This window comes from Hassallia byssoidea VB512170 (assembly GCF_000817785.2).
Taxonomy (GTDB): Bacteria; Cyanobacteriota; Cyanobacteriia; order Cyanobacteriales; family Nostocaceae; genus Hassallia; species Hassallia carrinoi.
The window spans coordinates 13,509-39,131 of sequence record NZ_JTCM02000035.1 but is presented as its reverse complement, the minus strand read 5'-3'; the positions used below and the strand labels follow the sequence as shown (position 1 = coordinate 39,131).

Here is a 25,623-nt window from a genome sequence, read left to right as displayed (position 1 = left end):
TTGACCCTTGACCATTGACCATTGACCCTTGACTCTTGACTCTTGACCATTAACTCATTACCAATGACTGATGACAAATTTGTTTAAAACAGTTTGTTTTACTGCCTCCCCCTTCAGATGGAAATTGCCGTAAAACATTCCATAAGATATGTTAAGATAAAAACTGGCTACAAGAGGAGTTTGCCACTCACAAAACGCGAGGCACTTTCAAGCGCAGTTTGGGTGTTTTGCCGACCCTTCCATTGGAAGGCAATACCTGAGCGCAAGGTGAGCTTACCGTACAGGCGTAGTCGCGAGTTGCGATTTCCCAAAGGGCGAGCGACTTCTCACAACCAGCCCTTAGGGCGGCTTCCCGATGGGTAAATTAACAACCCACACCCTGCGGTAGTGTAAAATACAACAGGTTATTTGTTAAAATATATTAAAAGTGTTCTATTTATCCGAAGACACTTTAGTTTTACCCAAGGAAACAGATTAATAAGAATATCATAGCATGAGCTCTATTTACTAATTAGAGTCAGAGAAATGCTGGGCATTTGAGGGCGTCAATCGCCTTTACAAGTGTCCCTAAGGGAGGGTGCGTATGACTAAGAACTCACAAAAGGCGATCTAGTAGTTGAGTCTTGAACAAACAAAGAAGATTTTTTATAATATGGGTGATAAGCCAACAATTGCAATTTCTCACCTGGGCTGCGAGAAAAATCGAATTGACACAGAACACATGTTAGGACTGCTGGTAGAAGCAGGCTATGGTGTAGATAGTAATGAAGATTTAGCAGATTACGTTATTGTCAATACTTGTAGTTTTATTGAAGCGGCTAGAGAAGAATCGGTAAAGACATTAGTAGAACTGGCGGAAGCGAATAAAAAAATCGTGATCGCGGGTTGTATGGCGCAGCACTTTCAAGCGCAGTTATTGTCAGAGTTGCCAGAAGCAGTAGCGGTAGTAGGTACTGGCGATTATCACAAAATAGTTGATGTAATTAAGCGGGTACAATCCGGAGAACGAGTCAAGCTTGTTAGTGCCGAACCGACCTATATTGCTGATGAAACCACACCGCGCTATCGGACGACAAGCGAGGGTGTAGCCTACCTGCGGGTAGCGGAAGGATGTGATTATCGATGTGCGTTTTGTATCATTCCTTATCTGCGGGGAAATCAGCGATCGCGTACTATTGAATCGATTGTCAAAGAAGCGCAACAGCTAGCGAGTCAAGGTGTAAAAGAAATAATTTTAATTTCCCAAATCACCACCAATTATGGATTAGATATCTACGGCGAGCCAAAATTAGCAGAATTACTTCGCGCTTTGGCAAAAGTAGATGTACCGTGGATAAGGATGCACTACGCTTATCCGACCGGATTGACTCCAGAAGCGATTAAAGCGATAAAAGAAACACCTAACGTATTACCTTATTTAGATTTGCCCTTGCAACATTCCCATCCAGAAGTTCTGCGTGCCATGAACCGTCCTTGGCAAGGACGGGTAAATGATGGGATCGTTGAGCGCATTAAAACCGCGCTACCAGAAGCAGTACTGCGGACAACATTTATAGTTGGCTATCCTGGGGAAACACAAGAGCATTTCGAGCATCTGCTACAGTTCGTCCAGCGGCATGAATTCGATCACGTTGGTGTCTTTACGTTTTCCCCAGAGGAAGGAACTCCTGCTTATAACTTACCAAATCAATTGCCCCAAGAATTGATGGAAGAACGCCGTTCAGCATTGATGGAACTACAAATGCCGATTTCTTGGAAGAAAAATCAACAGGAAGTAGGCAAAGTTGTTGATGTGCTGATTGAGCAACAAAATCCGGAAAGTGGAGAATTAATCGGTCGTTCTGGGAGATTTTCTCCAGAAGTCGATGGACAGGTATATGTTAAAGGCGAAGCGAAGCTAGGAGAGATTTTCCCAGTCGCGATCCACAGCGCTGATACATATGACCTTTATGGTCAAGTTGTCAATACTAACAAGCTAAGTGTCGGTTAAAGAGTCCAAATCAAAATAAATCTTAGGAGAATTAATGAATCTTTTTGCAGAATTAGGTATTTCTACCGAACGCGCTGAACAACTAGAAAAACTAGGTTTCACTACACCAACCAATATTCAAGCGCAAGCAATTCCTCAACTATTAGCCGGTCGTGATGTCGTCGGTCAATCTCAAACAGGAACAGGTAAAACCGCAGCATTTTCACTGCCAATTTTAGAACAGCTAGATGTGAATCACAGAGCCGTGCAAGCTCTGGTTTTGACTCCAACTCGTGAATTAGCAATGCAAGTTCACGACGCGATCGAGCAATTTATTGGTAATGATGGATTGCGCGTGTTGGCAATTTATGGAGGTCAATCAATTGAGCGCCAAATTTCCCAACTCAAGCGCGGAGTTCACATGGTCGTGGGTACACCCGGACGTGTGATAGACTTGCTCGATCGCGGCTGTTTAAAGCTCGATAGTGTGAAGTGGTTTGTGTTAGATGAAGCCGATGAAATGTTGAGCATGGGCTTTATTGATGATGTAGAGAAAATTCTCTCACAAGCACCCAAAGAACGGCAAACAGCTTTATTTTCGGCGACAATGCCACCTTCGATTCGCTCGTTGGTAAACAGATTTTTAGTATCGCCTGCGACAGTCACAGTCGAACAGCCAAAAGCCGCACCAAATAAAATCAATCAAGTAGCTTACTTGATTCCCCGTCACTGGACAAAAGCTAAAGCTTTACAACCGATTCTGGAAATGGAAGATCCAGAAACAGCTTTAATCTTTGTCCGCACCCGACGCACAGCCGCCGAACTCACCAGTCAATTGCAAGGAGCCGGTCATAGTGTCGATGAATACCACGGTGACTTGTCGCAACAAGCGCGGGAACGTTTATTAAGCAGGTTCCGCAATCGTCAGGTGCGCTGGGTGGTAGCAACTGATATAGCGGCACGCGGTTTGGATGTCGATCAACTATCGCACGTCATCAACTTCGACTTACCCGATAGCCCAGAAACCTACGTCCACAGAATTGGTCGGACAGGTCGCGCCGGTAAAGAAGGAACCGCAATATCTTTAGTGCAGCCGTTTGAAAGACGCAAGCAGCAAGGTTTTGAGCGCCATGTACGCCAAAGCTGGCATGTATTAACGATTCCCACACGCGCTCAAATTGAAGCGCGACACATCGACAAATTGCAAGAACAAGTGCGGGAAGCCTTAGCTGGCGAACGTCTGGCTTCATTTTTGCCGATTGTCAGCGAATTAATTGAAAAATACGATCCTCAAGCGATCGCAGCTGCTGCATTGCAAATCGCTTACGATGAAACTCGTCCCGCTTGGCTGCAACAATCAGAGGCTGACATTCCTTCTGAAGATATGTCCACTCCCAAGCCGAAGTTGGTTAAGCGTCGTGAAGGTTCAAGCGATCGCCCGCGTACTTCTTGGAGTAAATCTGATGGTAATTCTGAAGAAGAAAGACGCGGTACTCCCAAGCCCAAACCTCGCATCACCCGTCGCAGTGATGTTTCGATGACACCGAAAAAGCTTGGTTCACCTACAGCGAGAGAATCTGCTTCTTAATTAAAAGTTAGGAGTTAAAAGTTAGGAGTTAGGAGTTAGGAGTTAGGAGTTAGGAGTTAGGAATATAACTCTTAACTATTAACTGTTAATTCCTAACTTTTTATGATGGGGACAGAAGCATTCTCGGTGGTTTTATGTTTACTATTACAGACTTAGAGCAACTGCAAGCCGAACATCCAGAATGGCAGATGGAACTGGTTGATGGAAGCATGTTGGTTATGGGTCTATCTGATTACGAGTCAGAGGAAATAATTTCTGAGTTTGCGCGGCTACTTGCTAACTGGGTGCGTCCACAGAGATTAGGACGAGTTACTGGTTCTTCGGCTGGTTTTATTTTGCCAAGCTTAGAAGACGTAGAAGCTGATAAATTAAAGAGAAACTTACGCGCTCCGGATGTATCTTTTGTTCGCGCCGATCGCTTGAAAAGAACTAAGCGCGATTTTGTGGAATTAGTACCAGACTTGATGGTTGAAGTCAAATCTAAAAGCGACCGCATCAAAACGCTACAAGAAAAGATTCAACTATTTCTGCAACTTGGATCGACTGTGGGTATCTTAATTGACCCTGACGAATTGACGTTAACAGTTTACCGACTTAACCAAGAACCGATAATTTTACAAGATAACGACAAGTTGACTTTACCAGATTTATTACCGGGTTGGGAGCTAACAGTATCAGAACTGTGGCCCCCTGTGTTTGAATAAGTATCGTAGCGTTTTTAAACGCACCAGGTAGCTGAGTTTTTGTTACTTAATGCAGCCAAGGGCGGCTAACTTCGTCTAACTGGGCAATATCATCATCAGTTAATTGCCAGTTCAAAGCGCCGGCGTTTTGTTGTACTTGTTGAGCGGTTTTCGCTCCAGCAATCGGGATTGTGTTTCCTTGAGCAATTAACCAGTTGAGAGCAACTTGAGCGGGAGTGCGATCGCGTTTTTCAGAAATAGTGCGTAGCAAAGATATCACTGGTGCAATTTTCTCCAAGCCTTGCTTACTAAATCGCGGGTCAATTTTCCTGGCACCGTTGGGAGTTTCCGCGCTATCAGTTGTGTACTTACCTGTGAGTAATCCCTGCGCTAAAGGACTGTATGCCAAGATTGTCACACCCAACTCACGGGCAGCGGCAAAAATGCCATTACTTTCGATTTGCCGCGTCAGTAAAGAGTAGCGTACCTGATTCACAGCCAAAGGCACTCCGCGTTTAGCCAAGATATCGTGCGCTTCTCGCATTTGTTCTACCGAGTAATTACTGACACCAATTGTAGCGATTCTGCCGCGCTGCACTTCATCTGCAAGGGCATTCATCAGAGTTTGTTGACTCATAAAAAAGGCAAAGGGCCAATGCACTTGATACAAAGCAACTTGCTCGACTCGTAAGCGTTTGAGGCTGGCTGTTAAGGCATCGGCGACTGATTGAGATGTAAATCGCCAAGGTGCAGGACCGTATTTAGTAGCAATTTGCACTGGTTGTTGCCGTTGTTGCATGAATTGCCCCAAGAATTCTTCACTCATTCCCAAGCCGTAAACTTCGGCAGTATCAAAGAAAGTGACACCCGTTTCTAGTGCTGCGATGAAGGCTTCTTTGAGTTGTTCGGAATTGTAGTCTTTGCCATAATTCCAAAAAAGTTTATCACCCCAAGCCCAAGTGCCGATGCAAAGAGGTGCTACAGTCGGTCCGTTTTGTCCTAATGTGATGGTTGTCACTTTTTTTAGAAGGTAGAGATTAGCAAGAAAAATGAATCATATTTAACCTTTTATCTTTTTTCATCTACCCTGCTGAGGTTTATCCTGGAAAATAAATAAAAAAATCCGATTAATCTCGAAAAAGAATATGGCAAGCGGTGATTTATCTGATTCTGGGTCAGCTTTTGTGAGTGTCCCGCGAATCAAAGTTTTGACGATGTTTCGTCTGGGCTTATTTCAGATGGCTTTGGGTATTATGTCGATTCTCACTTTGGGAGTGCTGAATCGAGTCATGATTGAAGAGTTGAAAGTACCGGCGTTAATTGCTGCTGGGGCGATCGCTATGCATCAATTTGTCTCACCAACGCGAGTCTGGTTTGGACAAATTTCAGATTCTAAATTGTTGTTTGGCTATCACCGCACTGGTTATATCTGGGTGGGTGCGGTTTTGTTTGCGATCGCTTCTTTTTTAGCGGTACAAGTCGTTTGGCAACTCGGTTTCAGTTTGCAAGCGGGAACTTGGACAACTCAAACTACAATTTGGGCAGCATTTCTCGCTTTTATCTTCGCACTCTACGGCATGGCGATCGGTTTGAGTTCGACACCTTTCGCAGCGCTGTTAGTTGATGTTTCTGATGAAGACAATCGCTCTAAATTAGTCGGGATTGTTTGGTCAATGCTGATGGTGGGTATCATTGTCGGGGCAATTATTAGCAGCGGCTTACTCAAACAAATTGCTTTAAACGCACCGTTAGATGTACTGCAATCGCAAATTAATCGTTTGTTTTTAATCGTACCCGCAATTGTCGTCGGATTGTGCTTTCTCGCGACAGTTGGCGTAGAAAAAAAATATTCTCAGTATACTACTCGTTCGACGGTAGTTGAGCGCGAAGATAAAATCACTTTGGGCAAAGCGCTGCGAGTGCTAACAGCGAGTCGGCAAACTGGGATATTTTTCAGCTTTTTGCTATTAATGACCATCAGCTTGTTTTTGCAAGATGCAGTTTTGGAACCTTACGGTGGTCAAGTGTTTAAGATGACGATCGCCGAAACAACAAAGCTGAATGCTTTCTTTGGTACCGGGACGCTGGTTGGTTTGAGTATCACCGGCTTTTTGATTGCCCCGCGTTTGGGAAAGAAAAACACCACCAAGCTGGGATGTGTGGGGGTATCGATATGTTCGCTATTGATTATTTTGGCGGGGACAACCGCTAATCCGAAGCTGTTGCAATTAAGTTTAATTTTGTTTGGCTTTGCTTCCGGTGTGACGACAACCGGCGCCTTAAGCTTGATGTTGGATCTCACAGCGGTGGAAACTGCGGGGACGTTTATCGGTGCTTGGGGGTTAGCGCAAGCAATGGCAAGGGCATTAGCTACAGTATTTGGTGGTGGGTTGTTGAATTTAGGGAAAGCTTTTTTCACAACACCGATTCAAGCTTACGGATTGGTGTTTGCGACGCAAGCTGTAGGTATTTTGCTGGCGCTGTGGTTTTTAAGTCAAGTGAATGTCAGAGAATTTCAGAATAATGCAAAGCAAGCGATCGCCTCTATTATGTCAAATGATTTAGATTAGGGAATGGGCTTTTTGAAGAGGGGAAAAGGGTAAAGGGAAAAGGGGAAAGGGGAAAAGCCCAATGCCCAATGCCCATTGCCCATTGCCCAATGCCCCATGCCCATTGCCCAATTCCCAATTACCCATTCCCAATTCCCATTTATCAAATGACTGACTTTTGGACAACAATTCTCGAATTTGCCCAAACCACTACCACCAGGGTAGGTAAGCAGCTAATGCTAGATTTTGGGCAGGTGCAAGCTTCGCAAAAAGCTGATGGTACTTTGGTTACACAAGCTGATAAATGGGCGGATAAGACAATTTGTGATGCGATCGCTTCCACTTTTGCGGGTTATGGTATCCTCAGCGAAGAAGCTGATAAGGTGTTTCCCGCTACAGAGTGGTGCTGGGTAATTGACCCTCTCGACGGCACAACTAACTTTACACGCGGTATTCCTATTTGGTCAATTTCCCTAGGTTTGCTGTATCGAGGCGTACCAATTTTTGGCTATGTATATGTGCCGCCAACTGACCAAGCTTTTCACGGCTTTTGGCAAGGTACATCTGAGTTAACAACACCTACCGGGGCATTTCTCAATCATCATCCCATCCACAGCAGTGTTGATGACCCCAGCAACAATCATTTTTTTAACCTTTGTTCTCGCAGTACAGCAGTTATCCAAGAAGGCTTTCCCTGCAAAATTCGCATGTTAGGCGTTGCTAGCTATAATTTTCTCACCGTGGCGACTGGGGCTGTATTGGGCGGTATGGAAGCGACACCAAAAGTTTGGGATCTTGCCGCCGCTTGGGTAATTGTTCAGGCAGCAGGCGGAAGTTGGGTATCTTTGAAGACAGAGCCGTTTCCTTTATTACCGGGAGAAGATTATAGCGATCGGTCTTTCCCCACTCTTGTTGTCAGTCGTGCAGAATTGCAACCTGTATTTCAGCCGTTTGTAGATAAAGTGAAAATTTAAACTCTTAGGTAGTAAGCGCTGAAGCGCTTTAAATTGAGCGATAAATCGCTCACTACGAATAAGAGCAAGAAAAAAGTTTCTGGCTCTTGATATAATTTTTGCGGTGTTTCGTGTTCGGAACTCGAAGTTTCGTGTTCTGAACTCGAAGTTTCGTGTTCGGAACTCGAAGTTTCGTGTTCTGAACTCGAAGTTTCGTGTTCGGAACTCGAAGTTTCATGTTCTGAAGCTGAAGTTTCGTGTTCGGAACTCGAAGTTTCATGTTCGGAACTCGAAGTTTCGTGTTCGGAACTCGGAGTTTCGCGTTCAGAAGCTGAAGTTTCGTGTTCAGAAGCTCAAACGATCAATCAAAATAATTACGGTCAAACATATGCAAATCGAACAAAAAGAGGTGATGATTTCCACGCCGGATGGAGAGATGCCGGCTTTCTTGTGTACACCTACTGAACCTGACCGCAAGCCAGCCGTCCTGCTTTTCATGGAGGCTTTTGGCTTAACGTCGCACATTCGAGACGTGGCAGCGCGGATTGCCAAGGTCGGATACGTAGTTCTCGCGCCGGATTTATACTATCGCGAGTTGCCGAACAACAAGTTCGGATACGACGAGGTTGAGCAAGCAATGGCTATGATGTGGCGTCTCGATTTTGGCAAGCCCGTAGAGGAGGATATTCGGGCAGCGCTGGCTTATGTGAAGTCACGACCGGATGTGTACCCAGATAAAGTTGGCGTTACAGGGTTTTGCTTGGGTGGGGGATTGACTTTTCTCACTGCCTGCAAAATGTCGGACGCGATCGCCGCCGCAGCCTTCTTTTATGGTATGGTTTTAGACGATTGGATCGACGCAGTAAGAAACATTACTGTACCCGTATACTTATTCTTCGGTGGTGTCGATCCATTTATTCCTCAAGAACGTGTTAAACAAATCGAATCCCGGTTCAAGGAACTCGATAAAGAGTATACCTTGAAGGTTTACAGTGATGCCGACCACGGGTTTTTCTGCAACGAGCGTTCTTCTTACAACCCCTTGGCAGCTGAAGATTCTTGGCGCGAGCTTACACAATTCTTCGATAAACATTTGCAGGAAGTCGTCTAACAAGACCGAAGACGAAAACGTAGCAATACAATCGGCTGAGTCTTTTTTGAGAACACCTGCATCAATTTTATTGCTGGGAACTTGATTAACCTTGGCGACGAGGACACAGCAGCCTATCTTTGTGCCTCATGAGAGTGCAAGCAACCGATGAAATTCAATATTCGCTCAATGCCAGTTATTGGCTTAATCATAGCTGAATCCTTGTCTTTGATGGGGAACCAAATTGCGGCGGTTGCAATACCGATATTGGTCTTGCGGTTTACTAATTCTCCTATAGTTACCGGAATTGCCAGCGCAGCTAACATAGTTCCGATTATATTGGCTGCAATTGTGGGTGGGCGAGCTATTGATAGATTCGGTGCGTGGAATATCAGCGTGGCTGCCGATGTGTTGAGTTTTTTCTCTGTTCTTGCCTTACCCTTTGCATTCATTTATCTCGATCAAGTTTCCCCATTCTTGATATTTTTGTTGGTATTTTTAGGGGCACTGTTCGATCCTACCGGAATATCAGCTAGACAAACACTCGTGCCAAACTTGGCAAAGTTGTCCGGTAAGCCGTTGCCAAAAATCAATTCATGGCGAGGAGGACTTGAAAACGCAGCTGACTTTCTCGGTCCTGTAATCGGCGTTGGTTTAATTGGCGTAGCTGGAATCGTTCACACTTTTTTGATTAATGCCGTTACTTTTCTGCTCTGTGCAGTCATATTTGCGATCGCGGTTCCCAGAAAGCAGGAGATCGCATCAATGGGCAATGAAGGTGCTGCACCTAGGGGCGTGACTTTTATTTTTAAACACCCTCAACTCAGACCGTTGGCGATCGTCGGTATGGTTGCGAATTTCGCGATCCTACCATTTTTGGGGTTGCTTCTTCCGGTGTTGACCACACAAAAGTTTCATAGCACAACTTTACTCGGTGTGTGCCTATCAGTTTTTGGGCTGGCAGCAACCGTTGGTGCAGCCTTTTTCTCACGGCTTTCTCATCGCTACTCTCGTTCAGTCATTTATTATGGCGGATTATTAATGACGGGAAGTTCTATGATACTTTGTGCGGTTTCCAGTCATAAATATGAAGTTATATTTTGTGCGGGTTTGGCTGGATTGTTGCTAGGTGCAGGCAATCCGTTACAGCAGACAATTTTGCAAGAGGAAACACCAAAAGCGATCGCCGGACAAGTATTCACCTCACTAACAGCGATTCACTTTATTGCTGGACCTTTTGGACTGCTGTTTGCCGGCATTTTTACCGAGTTCTCGAATGTTAAGCGGGTGCTTTTGTGTTTTGGCTGTTTGCTGCTAACCTCAGCAATCTTCGGTTGGTTTCGGTTGCCATTGAAACGGTGAGCAATCTTGCAGGAGGCAGGCGTTGCTGTCTGTATTGGACAAGGTGCAAACCGCTATAGACTTTATCGTTTATACTTTTTTTATAAAGGGTAGGCTGAAAACCCCGGAGGAACAAGCACGTAGTGCTGAATTCCACAGCGTAAGACCGGGGATGAAAGCCACGACGCAGGGTTTACCCTGCCTTAACACAATCTTGGCACAAACCAAACAGTAGTATTATGCTTATGTGTTAGCATAAATGTGTAGTTGGTTGGTCGAGCCAGTGATAATTTACGAGTTCAAAGTCAAAGGGAAAGACAAGCAGTACAGAGCGATTGATGATGCTATCCGTACTAGTCAATTCATCCAAAACAAATGCTTGCGTTACTGGATGGACAACAAGGACAAGAAAGTTGACAAATACGCTTTAAATAAGCATTGTGCAGTCCTTGCTGCTGAAGTTCCATTTGCTGATGAACTTAACTCAATGGCTCGTCAATCTGCGGCAGAACGTGCTTGGAGTGCAATATCTCGGTTTTACGACAATTGCAAGAAAAAGATTAAGGGGAAGAAGGGCTATCCAAAATTTAAGAAACACTGTCGTTCAGTGGAGTACAAAACATCAGGATGGAAGCTTTCTTCTACTCGCAAAGTCATAACTTTTTCAGACAAAAAAGGAATTGGGACTCTTAAGTTAAAGGGAACCTACGACCTTAATTACTACGACATCAAACAGATAAAACGTGTTCGTCTATTGCGTCGTGCAGACGGGTACTATGCTCAATTTGCAATTTACGTTGATGTCAGGATTGAAAGTGAGCCAACCAAAGAGATGGTTGGTATTGACTTGGGATTAAAATACTTCATTGCTGACGACAAAGGTAATGTTGAAGAATCTCCTCAGTTTTACCGCAAGTCTGAGAAACAATTGAACCGTGCCAACCGTAAAAAATCCAAGAAATACGACCCCAAAAAGAAGAAGACGAAACAACCGCAATCAACCAACTACCACAAAGCGCGAGAAAGATATGCTCGGAAACACTTAAGAGTAAGTAGGCAACGAAAAGAGTATTGCAAGAGAGTGGCATACTCCGTCATCCAATCTAACGATTTGGTAGCCTATGAAGACTTGAATGTTAAGAGTTTGGTACGGAATCGTCATCTGGCTAAGTCAATCAGCGATGCTGGCTGGTCAACTTTCCGAGCATGGTTAGAATATTTTGGTCACAAATACGGGAAGGTAACAGTTGCTGTCCCTCCCCACAACACAAGCCAAAACTGCTCTAACTGTGGCATGAAAGTAATAAAGTCTCTATCCACTAGGACTCATGTTTGTCCGCATTGTGGATTTGTGGAAGACAGGGACGTGAACGCAGCTATCAACATCCTGAAAAAGGGACTCAGTACCGTGGGGCACACGGGAACTTACGCTTGGGGAGACTTGCCCTCCTGGGCAGTTGGCGCAAGCCTGCTGTCTAGTGGTGAGTCGTTGAGCCAAGAATCCCCGCGTCTTTAGACCGGGGAGTGTCAATTTCCTAATGTGACAGAAATAGTGCAGCAGTGTTTGCAAATTGCAAGTGAGCAAACAACAAGTCAGGCGATCGGGTGGTTAAGGAACTTTTTGCAGTAGCCACCGGCTTTGAGCATTTATATCAGCTTTTATATGTAAGCAAATAACAATGAAAGGACTCTGGTTAGAAAACAAGCAACTACAACTTCGCACGGATATCCCCATTCCAGAAGCACCACCAGGAGAAGCGCTGGTGCGCGTTAGAACTGCGGGTATCTGTAACACTGATTTAGAATTGCTCAGAGGTTATTATCCCTACACTGGCATTTTAGGACACGAATTTGTCGGTGTCGTCGCCCAAGGACCAGAAAACTTAGTTAATAAGCGGGTAGTCGGAGAAATTAACGCCGTCTGTGGCAAGTGTCGCTTTTGTCGCAGCGGACAACCGACGCACTGTGAAAACCGCACCGTCTTGGGTATTGTCAACCGCAACGGTGCTTTTGCTGATTATCTCTGTTTGCCGATAGAAAATCTACATCCCGTGCCCGATAACGTGCCTACAGAAGTAGCAACATTTACCGAACCTATAGCCGCAGCCTTGGAAATTCAGCAGCAGATACCGTTAAGTGTAAATCAGCGCGTGCTAGTAGTGGGAGATGGTAAGTTAGGGCAACTTGTAGCGCAAACACTCGCTTTGACAGGCTGCGATTTGTTAGCTGTCGGGCGTCATCGTGATAAACTTGCTAATTTAGAAGCACGAGGTATCAAAACTGGCTTCGCAGAAGCTGTTACAGATAGAGCTTTTGATGTTTCTATAGAGTGTACCGGCAATCCCGAAGGATTTGCGATCGCTCGTCGTGCTTTACGTCCGCGTGGTACATTAATACTCAAAAGCACCTACGCAGGCAACCTCAGCCTTGATGTTTCCTCTTTAGTAGTAGACGAAATCACCCTCATAGGTTCGCGTTGTGGTCCATTTCCTGCCGCACTCGACTTGCTAGCAGCAGAAAAAGTAGACGTACAACCTTTAATTCACGCTACCTATCCCCTTTCTGACGCGCTTGCCGCTTTTGAACAAGCTCAACGTAAAGGTGTTATGAAAGTGTTGTTAGAAATTAGTTAGTGGATAATGGGCATGGGGCATTGGGCATGGGGCTTTTTTAATTTGGGTCAAAGGGAAAAGGGAAAGGGGGAAAGGAAAAGAAAAATATCCCAGGAGTGATTTAAATAACTCTTTATTTCCATACCTTTACCCTTTCACGGCAGGTGCTCCACTTGGGGAAACCCCAAGACCGCACTGCCTCCCCTTTACCCTTTTCCCCTCTTCAAAAAGCCCAACACCCAACACCCAACACCCCCTAATAAAGCATCGGATTCGTTTTCGCTTGATAATCAAGACAATTTATTGCATCTTCTGTATTCGCAGCGCTGGGATGTACAGTGCATTTAAGGCGATAATCGTCAGTAAAAAATTGGCAGCCACTACAAGGGATTTGATGCATTTGCTTGGCTACACTGACACTATCTCGCGCTGTCGTCCAAAGACTCCAACCTACAAGAATAATTAATGTCCAAGCAGTAACAAAACAAACCGGCACTACAAACGGTTGAATAGTATGAATTAAAAAATAAAGTGCTTTTAACACAATTAGTTCCACGTTAAACCTATAAATTAAGAGTGAGAAGTTTTGAAGTTATGTTAACTTCTTACTTCTCACTCTTATCTCCTACTTAGGAAGTATAAATCAAATCGCCGCATGATGACCTAGTGCTATACCAGTTACAAGCATTCCCAAAACGAGAAACGGTTGAGCGCTTGCTTGGTATTTCACGTCATTGTTAACTGGGTCACGTAGGAAATACATATCCTGGAAGGTGATTTGCGGGATGATTAGCAGTACGAGAATTGCTGCGTATAAATTTTCATGGATGCTGACGAGATAAGCTGCAATCAATCCTTGAAATAAATCAATCATCACCACACAAATCAAAGCAGCATTGGTGACACCAAACATTACAGGTAGTGATTGTAATCCTAATTGGCGATCGCCTTCGACACTCTTAAAATCATTGACAATGGCAATGCCTAATCCAGCTAAACTGTAGAACATTGTCAGAATGACAATAGTTAAATTTAGGTCGCCAAACAAAGCATGACCCGTACACCAAGGAAAGGTAATATAACTTGCACCCAAAGCATAACTACCTAACCAGCCGTTTTGTTTCAGCTTCAGAGGTGGGGCAGAATAGATATAGCCAACAAAAGAACCGATAATAGCGATCGTTGTAATTGTCGGAAATGGATTACCAGCCCACTTATCGAGAGCAAAGGCGATTCCTAGCCCGGCAATAAGTAATACCCATATCTGCGTAATTACCTGGGGTAGAGAAATTGCGCCAGAAGGAATTGGGCGGTAGGGTTCGTTGATGGCATCGATTTCGCGATCGTAATAATCGTTCATGATTTGTACGTAACCTGCCATCAAAGGTCCTGATAGCAACATACAAAGTCCTGCCTTCAAGACATTTTCCAGCGTCCAGGTATAGTTTCCACTTGAAGCCGCACCGCAAACTACACCCCAAATTAAGGGAATCCAGGTAATCGGCTTCATCAGTTGCAAGCGGATTTTCCATATCGAGGTTTCTCCGGCTGCTGCACCTTTCATGCCCAGGAGTTGCCTAGTTTTAGAACCGCTTTCGACAACAGCTTTAACTTCCTCTGAGGCATTAATTGCCTCAGTAGAATTAGAATTTGGGGTAATCGGAGTTGATTCAGACATAAAGCGTATTGGTTAATTGGTAATTGGTAATGGGTAATTGGTAATTGAGAATTGGTAATCACAGAACGTGAAAATTGGGAATTAGAAATTGAGAATTGGGAATTAGAAATTGAGAATTGGCAGATAATACGTTTTTCCATTACCCATTACCCATTCCCCATTCCCCATTACCCATTCCCCATTACCCATTCCCCATTCCCCATTCCCCATGCCCCATTCCTAAAAAGAAATTATCAAATAATTATTCTGAAACTTTGCTCCCGCAACAGATTTGCCACTTAAAGCCGGAGGTAGAACAATATTGCGTCGTTGATCTCCTGCTTCTACAGTGACTTCCGGACCGAATTGAGTCAGCTTGACCTGTTTTTTATCGAATCCAGGCAAAAATAAGCGTACCTGACGACTTGGGACATCAATTTCAATTGGTTTGGGAGCCTGTACTGCTTGTGCTACAAAGTCGGGTAGGGCATTCATTAGTGGTTGCCAATCGCCTGCTTTTAAGTCAGGAACAACACTAACTGGCAGGGGGGCAAATTCCGGCGACAAATTGGCGTCCGTGTCGGAATTAACCAACAAAACACCGCCAACAGTTAAACCAACTTGTTGAGCGCTACCCCACAAATAACGGGCAGTGGCAACTTCTATCGGGTCTTGTGTAGTTACCAAAAAAGCCGCCATGCGCTTGGGGTCTGCAAGAGCGGCTTTACCCTTTTCTAGTAAATTATTCGCGGTGTTGGTGGGTTGGGCGAAATTATCTGCTGTCCAGTTGACGTTAAAAAAGGTACTAACTAGCGGTTGAATAAAAGGTGATTCAGAAATTGCCTTTCCTAAGTCGGAGTTGACAAATAATTGCCGAAATCGCCGCAGATACCAACTTAGAGACTCTGGCAAACCGAGCGATCGCAAAGTGGAAGAATCGCCTGTGCCGTTGTAGACTATGGTGTCATATTTGCCGCTTTCGTCGTACTGACGAATAGCATTCAAAGCAAGGGCGCTGTCCATCCCTGGCAATACTGCCAGTTCTTGACCAAAAACCTCTTTGAGGATGGGTGTGCGAAGGTATTGCGCCTCAAGTTTTTTCACATCTTCCCAACTGCGTTCTAACAGTGCAGATGTTTGAAACTGCACGACTTGTAAATTGGGAGCGATTTCTTGGGGGTCTGCTGCTAAAGTCGTACCTAGGAGAATTGATAATTCTGGTTCTGCTAGTCCTGCTAGGAGTACCCGCTTTCCTTGGCTTGCTAATAACTTGGCGGCGGCGATCGCGCAAAAAGTACGAGCAGTGCCGCCTTTGCCCAAAAATGTCAATATCTGGGTCATTAGTTGATTCTCTTTTTACCGCCGTTTGTGTCAACTCCAACTTAGCACTCGGCAAATCATCCAACTTCTGCCTTGAAGTGCGATCGCAGAGGCTTCCGGACGAAGTTTCGAGCGGAAGAACTCTATCTTTAGACTTTCAGTTGCTGGAAGTTCTGTCTATTGTTCGACTCGGAGTTCATCTTCAAAAAACCAAGTGGAAAAATTATCTTCAAACTTCACCACCACACCGACACCGCTAGCATCAGTCATTTTGAAGCTTTGGATGACACCGACTTGTCCTAGCCTTTTGACTACAGGAGGAGACACGCGATCGCGCAAACGAAAGACTTTAACTTTTTGTCCGATTTCCATGCCTATTTACAATGCAATAAACCACTGATCAGTGTAGCTGAATCCGTGACTCAGGAGGAGTAGTTATGTGGGGAGCAACACTAACTGTATGGCGATCGCGTTCTTCTTGCAAAAAACAACACAATAGCAGTCTAAATTGATACCAACAATTTGACGATTTTGATCCCAACCGGGAATATGGCGCTACAAACAATTTATGGTACAATCACCAAGATGATTTTGAGCTAGCTTTTCGGTGACTCTTTATTAAAATGGAACTTTGGTAGCTATATAAGCTTCATTGAAAAAAACTAAGTCCATAGATAGTAAGCGAGGAAGCAGGAATTATTGTTAAACTTTGTTGCCAAACCCATTTCATCCAAATAGCAAGATGTTAATACCACTCATAGGTTTCATCTTAGGAATACCTCTACTTGCCTACGCAGTTTTGTGTTATACAGGTATTGCCATTTTTCGTAAAATACCACAATTTAAGAAACAAAAAGGTAATTTGCCTTTAGCGATCGGGCTGGGACTAATTGCTATTGCTTTAATGCTCGGTATAACCGGCTATTTTAGCCCAGTAAATGGTAATTCAGTACGTTATGTCAGAATCATCATTGGCACTGTTGGTTTGTTGCTAACTGGCTATCAAGTCGGAATAATTTGGTTAACAAGTAAATCGTTTAAGACCCTAATTAAGCGTTTCCAGCAGTACATAAAATTGCAACAGCAGCAATTACGACGCTATTGGGAATTGTTGCACGTATTGGTAAGTCGAAATTTAAAGGTACGTTATCGTGGATCTTTCCTGGGAGTGTATTGGTCATTATTGAACCCGTTGATTATGACGGGGTTGTACACTGCGATTTTTGGAGCAGCTTTTGCATCCTATTATGGTAACTCGATACTTAATTATGTTTTGGCAGCCTTTACGGGACTGGTAGTAATTAATTTTTTCTCAGCATCCACGTCTCAGGCTTTGGCGAGTGTAGTAGGCAATGGCGCATTATTGAATAAAATTCGTCTACCAGTCAGTATTTTTCCGGTATCGATGATTGCAGCAAATTTATTTCAGTTTTTAATTGGGGTCTTACCTTTACTGGCAATAATGACTTTCATTAATTCTAAGAGCATAGTGAATGTCCTCGCGCTACTACTGCCATTATTTTCGCTAGCTTTAGTATCTACGGGTGTCGGTTTTTTGGTGAGCGCATTATATGTATTTTTTAGAGATTTGCCTTATTTTTATGAATTAGTTGTATTTATATTGGGAATTGGTACCCCTGTATTTTATCCAGCAGCAATTGTCCCAAAACAAGTAAAGCCTTTTTTAGACGTAAATCCTTTGTCACCAATTATTGAAAGCATACGTCAAATTGCTTTGTCTGGAACATTACCCAATTTTAATTTGATTTGGGGATCTTTGCTAAGTGGGCTGATTATGTTGTCACTAGGAATAATATGTTTTCATTCGTTACGCCCTAAGTTTATGGATCTGCTATAGATGGAAGTAATTCGCTTGGATAACGTTTCGCTGTGGCGAAGGACTCAAGAAGAGTTTTCCTACGATCTTAAAAAAACAGTTTTATCCGTTTTCGAGGGTAAATATCACCAACCAGCAAAAAAACTGGTATTAGACAGCATTGATTTGGTTGTTGAATCAGGTGAAAAAGTAGGAATTATTGGGGCGAATGGCTCTGGCAAATCGACAGTATTGAAGGTAATTTGTCGGATTCTTCAACCAACAAGTGGTTCAGTGCGCGTGCGGGGACAAATTGCACCATTAATTGAACTGGGTGCAGGGTTTGATACAGAAATTTCAGTAATGGACAATATCCTGCTTTATGGTGTATTGCTGGGATTTTCTCGGATGGAAATGCGAGAAAGAGTGGGGTCAATTTTAGAATTTGCTGAACTACAGGATTATGCACTAGTGCCTGTAAAAGGTTTATCTTCGGGTATGGTAGCGCGATTGGGGTTTGCGATCGCTACAGATATTCAACCAGATATCTTAATTTTAGATGAGGTTTTATCAGTAGGTGACGAAAGCTTTAAAAATAAATGTCAGCAAAGGATTGAAAACTTTTGGAATAAAAATGCTACTGTTTTAGTGGTTTCTCATGGCATGGACTTTATTAAACAATCTTGTGAACGAGCAATTTGGTTAGATAAGGGAAAAATCATGTTTTCAGGTCAAGCTGATGAAACGATTGATTATTACTTAAAACACGTTACGCAGAAAGATAAATTTTGAATGGAAAACAAGATATTCAAAGTATATTCTTGAAAGCAGTTAAAATTGTTTAATTGCTTATCATTAACTAATTATAATTCTTGGGAATCAACATGAAAGTAATACATTTAACTACATGGCAAGAAGTATGTGGGATTGCAACATATACAAGTAACTTAATAAATAATCTAGAAAATCAAGGAATTAATAATGAGATTTATCCAATTAATAGAACATCATTAGAATACTTGTCTTTCAATGAAATTAGAGAACACTTTGCCAATTTTTGCCGAATGGCTAAAGATTTTGATATAGTTCATATCCAACACGAACATGGTTTTTTTCATGGTTCTTACCCGTTTGATAAATCTATAGATATTTTTCATGATATTTTAATATATTTAAAGAAACATAGAAAAAAAGTCGTTGTAACTTTTCACACAGATCCGATTTTTGTGCAATCAATATTGAAAACATTTAAAGAAGGTTCAAGTCAACTTAGTAGAAATCTTTCCAACTCCCTACAAACTTGGAAATGGAAATCAAAAATAGCACCTTTTTTTAATAGCAGCAATAGCAATTTTACAGCTTTAGTACATACTAAAAAATCAAGATTGCTTTTGATAAATAGTGGATTTGCTCCCGAATCAATTAAAGTAGTAAAACATGGAATTACTACACGCTACAATACAACATATTCATTATTAAATAGTCAAGACTGTAAATCAAAGATAGATTTAGACGAGGGTTGTAAGCTACTATCAATATTTGGCTTTGTATCTGGATACAAAGGTTATGAAATAGCTATAAATGCTCTAAAATATCTTCCTAGCCAATATTACCTAGCTATTATCGGTGGTACTCATCCTAATGAAAGACACGATAAAACTATAGACAGAATTTTTAACTTAATAATAGAATGTAAGCTACAAAATAGAGTAAGAATAACAGGGTTTGTTGACTTTGAAGTTTTGGATTTGTATCATGCTGCAACAGATATCTGTTTAGCTCCTTATTTGTCTTCGACATTATCAGCCTCTGGAGCATTAACCTGGGCTTTGAACTCTGGTAAGCCGATTATTGCTAGCAAAATTCCAGCTTTTTATGAACTTAACCAGGAAGTTGATTGTATGTCAATGATTACACCAGAATGTTCAATGGAGCTAGCATGGCAAATTTTGAATTTGGATAAAGATGAACAACTTAAAGAACAACTTGTTAAAAATGCGTTCACCTATGTGAATGAAAATTCTTGGGATAAAATTAGCTCAATTCATATAGAAATTTATAAAAATTTAATGTTTAATTAATCATCTAGTTTTTTATTTTGAGGAATCTATGATTGAATTTACACTAACCAAAGACTTTTCAATTATTGAGTCTGTAATAGTTGAAGAAGACTGGAAGATTTTTGATGAAAAGAGAAGTATTGCAACATCTGAGTATTATAACTTTTACTATTCTTACGCCAATAGCTGGAAACCGAAATCTATTTTAGAAATAGGTGTTAGGCGTGGTTATTCAGCCGTTTCTATGCTGATTGGTTCAGGCGATTCTTTGGAGAGATTTGTCGGAATTGACTCAGAAGTTGATTTACCTTCAAGTTCTAAATTCGCTCAAGAAATTTTTCGAGCGCATTCCAATGCTGAAATCAAATTAATAAATATTGATACACAAAATAGCTATATTCAAGATGACATAGGAATTTTTGATTTAATCCATATAGATGCAGATCATACATTTCATGGTTGCATAAATGATGTATTGTTAGCTCTTTCTCTTTCCAAACCCGGAACAAAAATTATCGTTGACGATTGCTTGTATGCACCTGTTAGAGCAGCAGTAGAAGCTGTAGCCAAAATTTATGATACTGATTTAGAGCTAAAATATGTTACAAACTTTAGAGGACATGGATTAATTCAAACATTACGTAGTTTTCCGGAACTAGCCAATAAAGAAATAAGAAACCAAATTATTAATCAGCAGAAAAGTCCTTTTAGCGTAGTCAATTTTTCCTTAATAGCCAATAATTATTCTGCAATTAGGACTCAAGCAGAAAATTTTTATACAAATAATAATAATTTGTCAAATGATATTTTAAATTTAATAGGTCAGATTATCAATCAAACAGATTCATATCTGAAGGATGTTGTGCAAAAAACTAAGTTAACACTGAATTTTTATCAAGATAATGGATTTTGTTTAGACGAGATAATTCAGGCAGTTGATTTAATTGAGTCAGAGCTATTAGTAAATAAAGATGAAGTTAATTATTTTTTTAATCGTAGATTTGTTGGCTTTGTAGGAAAATTACAGCCAGAAGATGTGAAATTATGTAAAAAGGTTTATACAAGACTATATTTACTAAATCAATTTAGAATAAAGCTACTTGCTAGTCCTGTAGGAAAGTGTTTTAGTTATTTTTGTAAATCGGAAAAACATTTTAGCTACCTAGCGACACGTATTAGCGAAGGCTCTAATACTTTTCAGTTCCTTGAAGAATTACCAGGTATAGAAAAATATAGTAAAAGCAGAGCCAAGAATATTGTTACTAATGAAGGTTATTTATTAGTCATTATACTGGTTGATGCCTTGATAAATGTATTGTCTAATTTTGAAAGCGAACTAGAGGCTCAGTACTGGGCGAAAAACCAGGACAAACCAAAGACAGAGAAGTTACAACTTTGTCCCCGAAAATTAGAAATAGGTACGGTATTTGACCCAGCTACTCATTACACAGAGGAATATTATAATGGTGCAGGCTTAGAATATATCATGCCTGATGGTACATGGAATATTTATTATGGACCGGCACCTACTTGGGAAGGCTTTTATTTAGTTCTAGAAATTTTAGACGGCATTCTTGATAAAGAACAGGGGCGAAAATTACTTGATATAGGCTGTTCATTTGGAGACTTTGTTCATAAAGCTGTGCAAAGAGGTTGGGATGCTTATGGTGTAGATATTAGCTCTAAGGCAGTAAAGAGAGCTAATCCTGATGTGCGAGATAGGATTATTTGCTCTGATGTGAATAAACCGAATGAAGCTTTGGATAGACAAGCACCTTTCGATTTAATCACAGCTTGGGATTTCTGGGAACACATCTACGAGTCTGACTTAGATCAACTAATGGCGGGACTTTTTAAACTTTTGCGTCCAGGTGGAGTTATATTTAACATCATCTGTACTTCTGCTCAGGCAGAAAGAGACTTCGTAATGAACAAGGGAGAAATGTTTACCCAGGAGAACAGCTTAAAGCTATGTTCTGGACACATTACTATTCATAAGTGGCATTGGTGGGTTAAAAAGTTTATCGAGCATGGTTATGTTTTTGATTATGATCTAGCTTATTTGTTCCAGGTTGCCCGTGCAGAAGATGAGAATAGCAATTTTGCAAATATTGTGAGTTGGTCATCTCGGAATCTATTAGTTTTGCGTAAACCTGAGTAAAACAATACTGTCATTAATGCAAGTCAAATTTCTGTTTTAAGGTGTAAAAGTTAGAATGCCATTTGTATCTGGATACAAAGGTTACGAGATAGCTATCAATACTCTAAAATATCTTCCTAGCCAATATTACCTAGCTCTTATTGGTGGTACTCATCCTAATGAAAGACACGATAAAACTATAGACCAAATTTTCAAGTTAATCATCAAATCTAATTTACAAACTAGAGTAAGAATAACAGGGTTTGTTAACTTTGAAGTTTTGGATAGATATAGTAAAAATGCAAAAAGATAATATCTTTTGTATATAATAAGTTGACTTGAGAAGAACAAATTGAATAATTCAGTAGTATTTAATCTATCTTTTATTAGTAACGAATATACGGGTATAGCTAGATATGCAACTGAGATTATTCCTTATCTTCAGGGTTTGAACCCTACGATATTGACACCAAAGGCTATCGATAACTACATTTGCTATGCCGTTCCTCCTAACCTAACCCCTGAAGATGGTACAAAAGGACATTTTCAGCGGTTATTATGGACTCAGTTTCAACTACCTAGAATTTGCCAACAACTGCAATATAGTCTACTTTTTTCTCCGCTTCCTGAAGCACCTTTATTTTCTGGTTGTCGTTATATTGTCACTGCTCACGATCTAATTCCTTTACGGTTTGGAAAACGGTTTTCCCGGTTAACTACCTATTTTCGCTACTACATACCCCAAGTCCTTAAGCAAGCACAACATATTATTTGCAACTCCCACGCTACTGCTAAGGACATCACTGACTTTTACCAAATTCCAGCCAGCAAAATTACTCCGATCCCTCTGGCTCACGATCGCAACCACTTTCGTTTTCTTAACCTACCCACCCGCAACTACTTTCTCTATATTGGACGCCAAGACTCTTATAAAAATTTACAGCGACTTATAGCTGCTTTCGCTGCACTACCTAATTGTCAAGATTACCAACTTTGGCTAGCTGGACCAACACATCAGCGTTATATCTTAGTTTTACAAGCACAAGTTCAGGAATTAGGTCTAACTAATCAGGTAAAATTCCTTGATTACGTTCCTGACAACGAATTACCAACGATCATCAATCAAGCGATCGCCCTCGTCTTTCCCAGTTTATGGGAAGGGTTTGGTTTCCCTGTTTTGGAAGCAATGGCTTGTGGCACCCCAGTAATTACCTCCAACCTCTCCTCTCTACCAGAAGTTGCTGGTGATGCGGCGATTCTCATCAATCCTTACAATATCGGGGAAATTACAGAGGCAATGCAGACAATTGCCACTGATTCAGCATTGCGATCGCGTTTTTCCAGCCAAGGCATCATTCAATCCCAACAATTTAGTTGGGAAAAAACAGGAAAAGCCACAAGTCAAGTTTTATCTCGCTACCTGTAAGATATAAAAGTTAAATTTTGACAACAGTATGACGGCACACGAAAATTTATGAATATTGTGCCTAGCGAAATTCCCGAAGTTTTGCAAATCGAACCGCAAGTTTTTGCAGATAATCGCGGCTTCTTCTTGGAATCATACAATCACCAAAAATTTATAGATAAAACAGGTATCAACGTCAAATTTGTCCAAGACAATCACTCCTACTCCAAGCAAAACGTTTTGCGAGGGCTACATTACCAAATCGTACAACCCCAAGGTAAATTAGTCCGCGCCGTCGTTGGTAATATCTTCGATGTAGCCGTAGATATCCGTAGAAGTTCCCCCACCTTTGGACAATGGGTGGGTTGTGAACTGAGCGCTGAAAATAAGTGTCAACTTTGGATACCACCAAGCTTTGCTCACGGCTTCTTGGTGCTTTCCGAAGTTGCAGAAGTACTTTACAAAACTACAAATTACTATAATCCCCAAGGCGATCGCTCTATTCTTTGGAACGATCCAGATTTAGCCATAGATTGGCATCTCACTGCACCACCAATTTTATCAGCTAAAGACCAAGCTGCGAAAGCGTTCAAAGATGCCGATTTGTTCCCATAAAATTTCCATACCGTCGGCAGCATCATTAAACAAAATCGCGAACATGGCGATCGCATGTTCAATGTTTCTGTCAAGCGTGCGATCGCCATGATTAATCAATTCAATATTTTGACATTAGGTAGAAATTACACCAAAATCTTGCGTCCAGTAGAAGTGCTCATTGACATTACCCGTATCATTCGCCAGGTAATAGTAACCAATGCCAACTTCTCGATAACTGGGATTAAAAATATTGGCGCGATGTCCTGGACTGTTGAGCCATCCTTGAACAACATCTTCAGGTGTAGCGTAGCCTGCCGCAATATTTTCCCCAAGCCGAGAAAATTGATAGCCAGCTGCTTTAGCGCGATCGCCCATTGAAGATCCGTTTGAACCCTTATGGTCAAAAAAGTCATGAAGTGCCATGTCTTCACTATGCGCTTGAGCAGAATTATTCAACTTACTATTCAACGTTAATGGCTGTAAACCAGCTTGCAAACGTTGAGCATTCGTCAGTTCCAAAACGCGATTTATAAAATAATTGCCAGATGATGGCTCCTTGGGAGACTCAACTGTAATAGAGGTAGATGTAATTGTAGGTTTAGCCGGTTCAAGTGTGGCAGGCGTCGCAGACAGGCTCAAATTGTAATTAGTGTCGCTGCCCTCGGCTGCTTGGTACACCCGGATGTAGTAAGTACCAGCCTGTAAATTGCTGACATTTAACAATTCACTGGCATTATCAGCATAGTTTCCACGACTTATTGCTTGCCCATCGCTATTGAGTAGCTCCACATCAGCATTTGCAGTCAAACCATTGAGCAAAATTTTAAAGTTGCTGATTGGAGACGCGAAATTGAAGCTATAAAAGTCAATCGGGTCAGTATTGCCAACAGAGTCTCTAAAGGTAACTTGCTCTTGGTCTATAGCTATTTTGTGAGCGTCATTCATCGTATTACCGGCGCGATCGCTCTTGATATAGTCGCTAGCAATGCGACTCTCAGACAAACCATTAGTTAGGAAGTGTTGCAATGCTTGAGAGTAGCTCAAATATGCTAAATCAGGATTCTTAGACAGATAAAACTTTGCATTGAAAGTCTCTGATGATGCACGTCCCTCAATTGAACCAGAAAGTGCAAAATGGTCTAAAAGTTCTTTGTTACTTAGCGTTGTTGCAGCTAAGTCAGAATTGGCACTTTGATAGTAATTGACATCAAACGTAAGTGAAAATTTGCGTCCTTCATTCAATCCATAAGTTTCAAAGTGATTAAATGCACCCTCTTTGCTTCCTCCATAAGCTTGAGCTACATCAGGGTTATCAGCAACATAAAAATTGATATCGAACAACGGTGAAAATCTGCGTCCTTCAGCTACACCGTATTTTTCTAGATGCTCAAATGCTTGTTTGTTGCTGAAGCTAGCCAAGTCACTATTGCTTGCACGATAGAAGTTTAGATCCACAATTGGAGAAAAACGAAGACCTTGGTCTAAACCGTATTTCTCAAAATGTGATAATGCTTGTGCATCATTCAAACCGAGCAAATCAGAATTTGCGGCGCGATAAAAATTCGCGTCGAATAAATTTACGGGCATAGGTAAGTTTGACTTATTAGTGTCTACTTTTTTGTTGGAGTTAGTATTCCCTATGCCATAGGACTTCTAACCCCAAAATGAAAAACTTTTAGGGTTATAAGCACACTTAAATTTTCTGGGAACACACGTAGGCATTGTATCAGAGTGACTACACCAAAACTTATATCTGTCATTAGATAGAAATTCTCAAGCCCGGTATTAATGGTTGCGCGATCGCCTAAAATCATCTAAAAGTCTAAAATTTCGCAAAAATTAG

22 protein-coding genes are annotated in these 25,623 nt (G+C 41.7%); 16 read left to right on the top strand and 6 right to left on the bottom strand.

The window, feature by feature from the left end; translation table 11 throughout:
- Positions 1–652 precede the first annotated feature (652 nt).
- The 3 genes from rimO (at position 653) to PI95_RS16685 (ending at position 4,261) form a co-directional block, all read left to right on the top strand.
- Positions 653–1,990, top strand: coding sequence for a 30S ribosomal protein S12 methylthiotransferase RimO (gene rimO / locus PI95_RS16695; protein ID WP_039752482.1), 1,338 nt, complete (start codon positions 653–655; stop codon positions 1,988–1,990).
- 34 nt (positions 1,991–2,024) lie between these two features.
- Positions 2,025–3,557: a DEAD/DEAH box helicase gene (locus PI95_RS16690; RefSeq protein WP_039752483.1), complete on the top strand. Its 1,533-nt coding sequence runs from the start codon at positions 2,025–2,027 to the stop codon at positions 3,555–3,557.
- A 134-nt stretch (positions 3,558–3,691) separates the two neighbouring features.
- Entirely contained in the window at positions 3,692–4,261 is a 570-nt protein-coding gene (locus PI95_RS16685; protein ID WP_039752484.1) for a Uma2 family endonuclease, read from the top strand.
- A gap of 46 nt (positions 4,262–4,307) precedes the next feature.
- Here the strand turns inward: PI95_RS16685 and PI95_RS16680 are convergent, their stop codons facing one another.
- Positions 4,308–5,258 (bottom strand): aldo/keto reductase, encoded by a 951-nt coding sequence (locus PI95_RS16680; protein ID WP_039752485.1) that lies wholly within the window; start codon positions 5,256–5,258, stop codon positions 4,308–4,310.
- A 127-nt stretch (positions 5,259–5,385) separates the two neighbouring features.
- Between PI95_RS16680 and PI95_RS16675 the strand changes: the two genes are divergently transcribed.
- The 6 genes from PI95_RS16675 (at position 5,386) to PI95_RS16645 (ending at position 12,806) form a co-directional block, all read left to right on the top strand.
- Positions 5,386–6,810, top strand: coding sequence for a BCD family MFS transporter (locus tag PI95_RS16675; RefSeq protein WP_039752486.1), 1,425 nt, complete (start codon positions 5,386–5,388; stop codon positions 6,808–6,810).
- Between the two features lie 146 nt (positions 6,811–6,956).
- The gene (locus PI95_RS16670; protein ID WP_039752487.1) at positions 6,957–7,763 is read left to right on the top strand and encodes an inositol monophosphatase family protein; all 807 of its coding nucleotides are present in this window, start codon (positions 6,957–6,959) and stop codon (positions 7,761–7,763) included.
- A gap of 367 nt (positions 7,764–8,130) precedes the next feature.
- Positions 8,131–8,853, top strand: coding sequence for a dienelactone hydrolase family protein (locus PI95_RS16665; protein WP_039753887.1), 723 nt, complete (start codon positions 8,131–8,133; stop codon positions 8,851–8,853).
- A gap of 147 nt (positions 8,854–9,000) precedes the next feature.
- The gene (locus PI95_RS16660) at positions 9,001–10,194 is read left to right on the top strand and encodes an MFS transporter (protein ID WP_039752488.1); all 1,194 of its coding nucleotides are present in this window, start codon (positions 9,001–9,003) and stop codon (positions 10,192–10,194) included.
- A 262-nt stretch (positions 10,195–10,456) separates the two neighbouring features.
- Positions 10,457–11,689 carry an RNA-guided endonuclease TnpB family protein gene (locus tag PI95_RS16655; protein ID WP_039753888.1) on the top strand — a complete coding sequence of 411 codons (1,233 nt, stop codon included), beginning with the start codon at positions 10,457–10,459 and terminating at the stop codon, positions 11,687–11,689.
- Positions 11,690–11,852: 163 nt separating this feature from the next.
- Complete coding sequence (locus PI95_RS16645) at positions 11,853–12,806, top strand: MDR/zinc-dependent alcohol dehydrogenase-like family protein (protein ID WP_039752490.1); 954 nt, start codon at positions 11,853–11,855, stop codon at positions 12,804–12,806.
- Between the two features lie 235 nt (positions 12,807–13,041).
- On the opposite strand, the gene PI95_RS16640 is transcribed toward PI95_RS16645, so the two are convergent.
- From PI95_RS16640 to petP, 4 genes are all read right to left on the bottom strand, one after another.
- Positions 13,042–13,329, bottom strand: a complete 288-nt coding sequence (locus tag PI95_RS16640) for a hypothetical protein (RefSeq protein ID WP_039753891.1) — start codon at positions 13,327–13,329, stop codon at positions 13,042–13,044.
- 99 nt (positions 13,330–13,428) lie between these two features.
- Complete coding sequence (gene chlG / locus PI95_RS16635; RefSeq protein ID WP_039752491.1) at positions 13,429–14,463, bottom strand: chlorophyll synthase ChlG; 1,035 nt, start codon at positions 14,461–14,463, stop codon at positions 13,429–13,431.
- 219 nt (positions 14,464–14,682) lie between these two features.
- Positions 14,683–15,783 (bottom strand): Get3/ArsA fold putative tail anchor-mediating ATPase NosAFP, encoded by a 1,101-nt coding sequence (locus PI95_RS16630; RefSeq protein WP_039752492.1) that lies wholly within the window; start codon positions 15,781–15,783, stop codon positions 14,683–14,685.
- A 156-nt stretch (positions 15,784–15,939) separates the two neighbouring features.
- Positions 15,940–16,134: a cytochrome b6f subunit PetP gene (gene petP, locus PI95_RS16625; RefSeq protein ID WP_039752493.1), complete on the bottom strand. Its 195-nt coding sequence runs from the start codon at positions 16,132–16,134 to the stop codon at positions 15,940–15,942.
- Between the two features lie 697 nt (positions 16,135–16,831).
- Between petP and PI95_RS16620 the strand changes: the two genes are divergently transcribed.
- The 7 genes from PI95_RS16620 (at position 16,832) to rfbC (ending at position 23,798) form a co-directional block, all read left to right on the top strand.
- Complete coding sequence (locus tag PI95_RS16620) at positions 16,832–17,620, top strand: ABC transporter permease (RefSeq protein ID WP_039753893.1); 789 nt, start codon at positions 16,832–16,834, stop codon at positions 17,618–17,620.
- Positions 17,621–18,370 carry an ABC transporter ATP-binding protein gene (locus PI95_RS16615; protein ID WP_039752494.1) on the top strand — a complete coding sequence of 250 codons (750 nt, stop codon included), beginning with the start codon at positions 17,621–17,623 and terminating at the stop codon, positions 18,368–18,370.
- Positions 18,371–18,462: 92 nt separating this feature from the next.
- Positions 18,463–19,659 carry a glycosyltransferase gene (locus PI95_RS16610; RefSeq protein WP_039752495.1) on the top strand — a complete coding sequence of 399 codons (1,197 nt, stop codon included), beginning with the start codon at positions 18,463–18,465 and terminating at the stop codon, positions 19,657–19,659.
- Positions 19,660–19,687: 28 nt separating this feature from the next.
- Positions 19,688–21,799: a methyltransferase domain-containing protein gene (locus tag PI95_RS16605; RefSeq protein WP_039752496.1), complete on the top strand. Its 2,112-nt coding sequence runs from the start codon at positions 19,688–19,690 to the stop codon at positions 21,797–21,799.
- 55 nt (positions 21,800–21,854) lie between these two features.
- Positions 21,855–22,091 (top strand): hypothetical protein, encoded by a 237-nt coding sequence (locus PI95_RS16600; RefSeq protein WP_039752497.1) that lies wholly within the window; start codon positions 21,855–21,857, stop codon positions 22,089–22,091.
- Positions 22,092–22,130: 39 nt separating this feature from the next.
- Positions 22,131–23,204: a glycosyltransferase family 4 protein gene (locus tag PI95_RS16595; RefSeq protein WP_039752498.1), complete on the top strand. Its 1,074-nt coding sequence runs from the start codon at positions 22,131–22,133 to the stop codon at positions 23,202–23,204.
- Positions 23,205–23,252: 48 nt separating this feature from the next.
- Positions 23,253–23,798: a dTDP-4-dehydrorhamnose 3,5-epimerase gene (rfbC, locus tag PI95_RS16590; protein WP_039752499.1), complete on the top strand. Its 546-nt coding sequence runs from the start codon at positions 23,253–23,255 to the stop codon at positions 23,796–23,798.
- A 114-nt stretch (positions 23,799–23,912) separates the two neighbouring features.
- Here rfbC and PI95_RS16585 read toward each other — a convergent pair whose 3' ends face one another.
- Positions 23,913–25,367 (bottom strand): CAP domain-containing protein, encoded by a 1,455-nt coding sequence (locus PI95_RS16585; protein WP_163518951.1) that lies wholly within the window; start codon positions 25,365–25,367, stop codon positions 23,913–23,915.
- Positions 25,368–25,623: the final 256 nt, after the last annotated feature.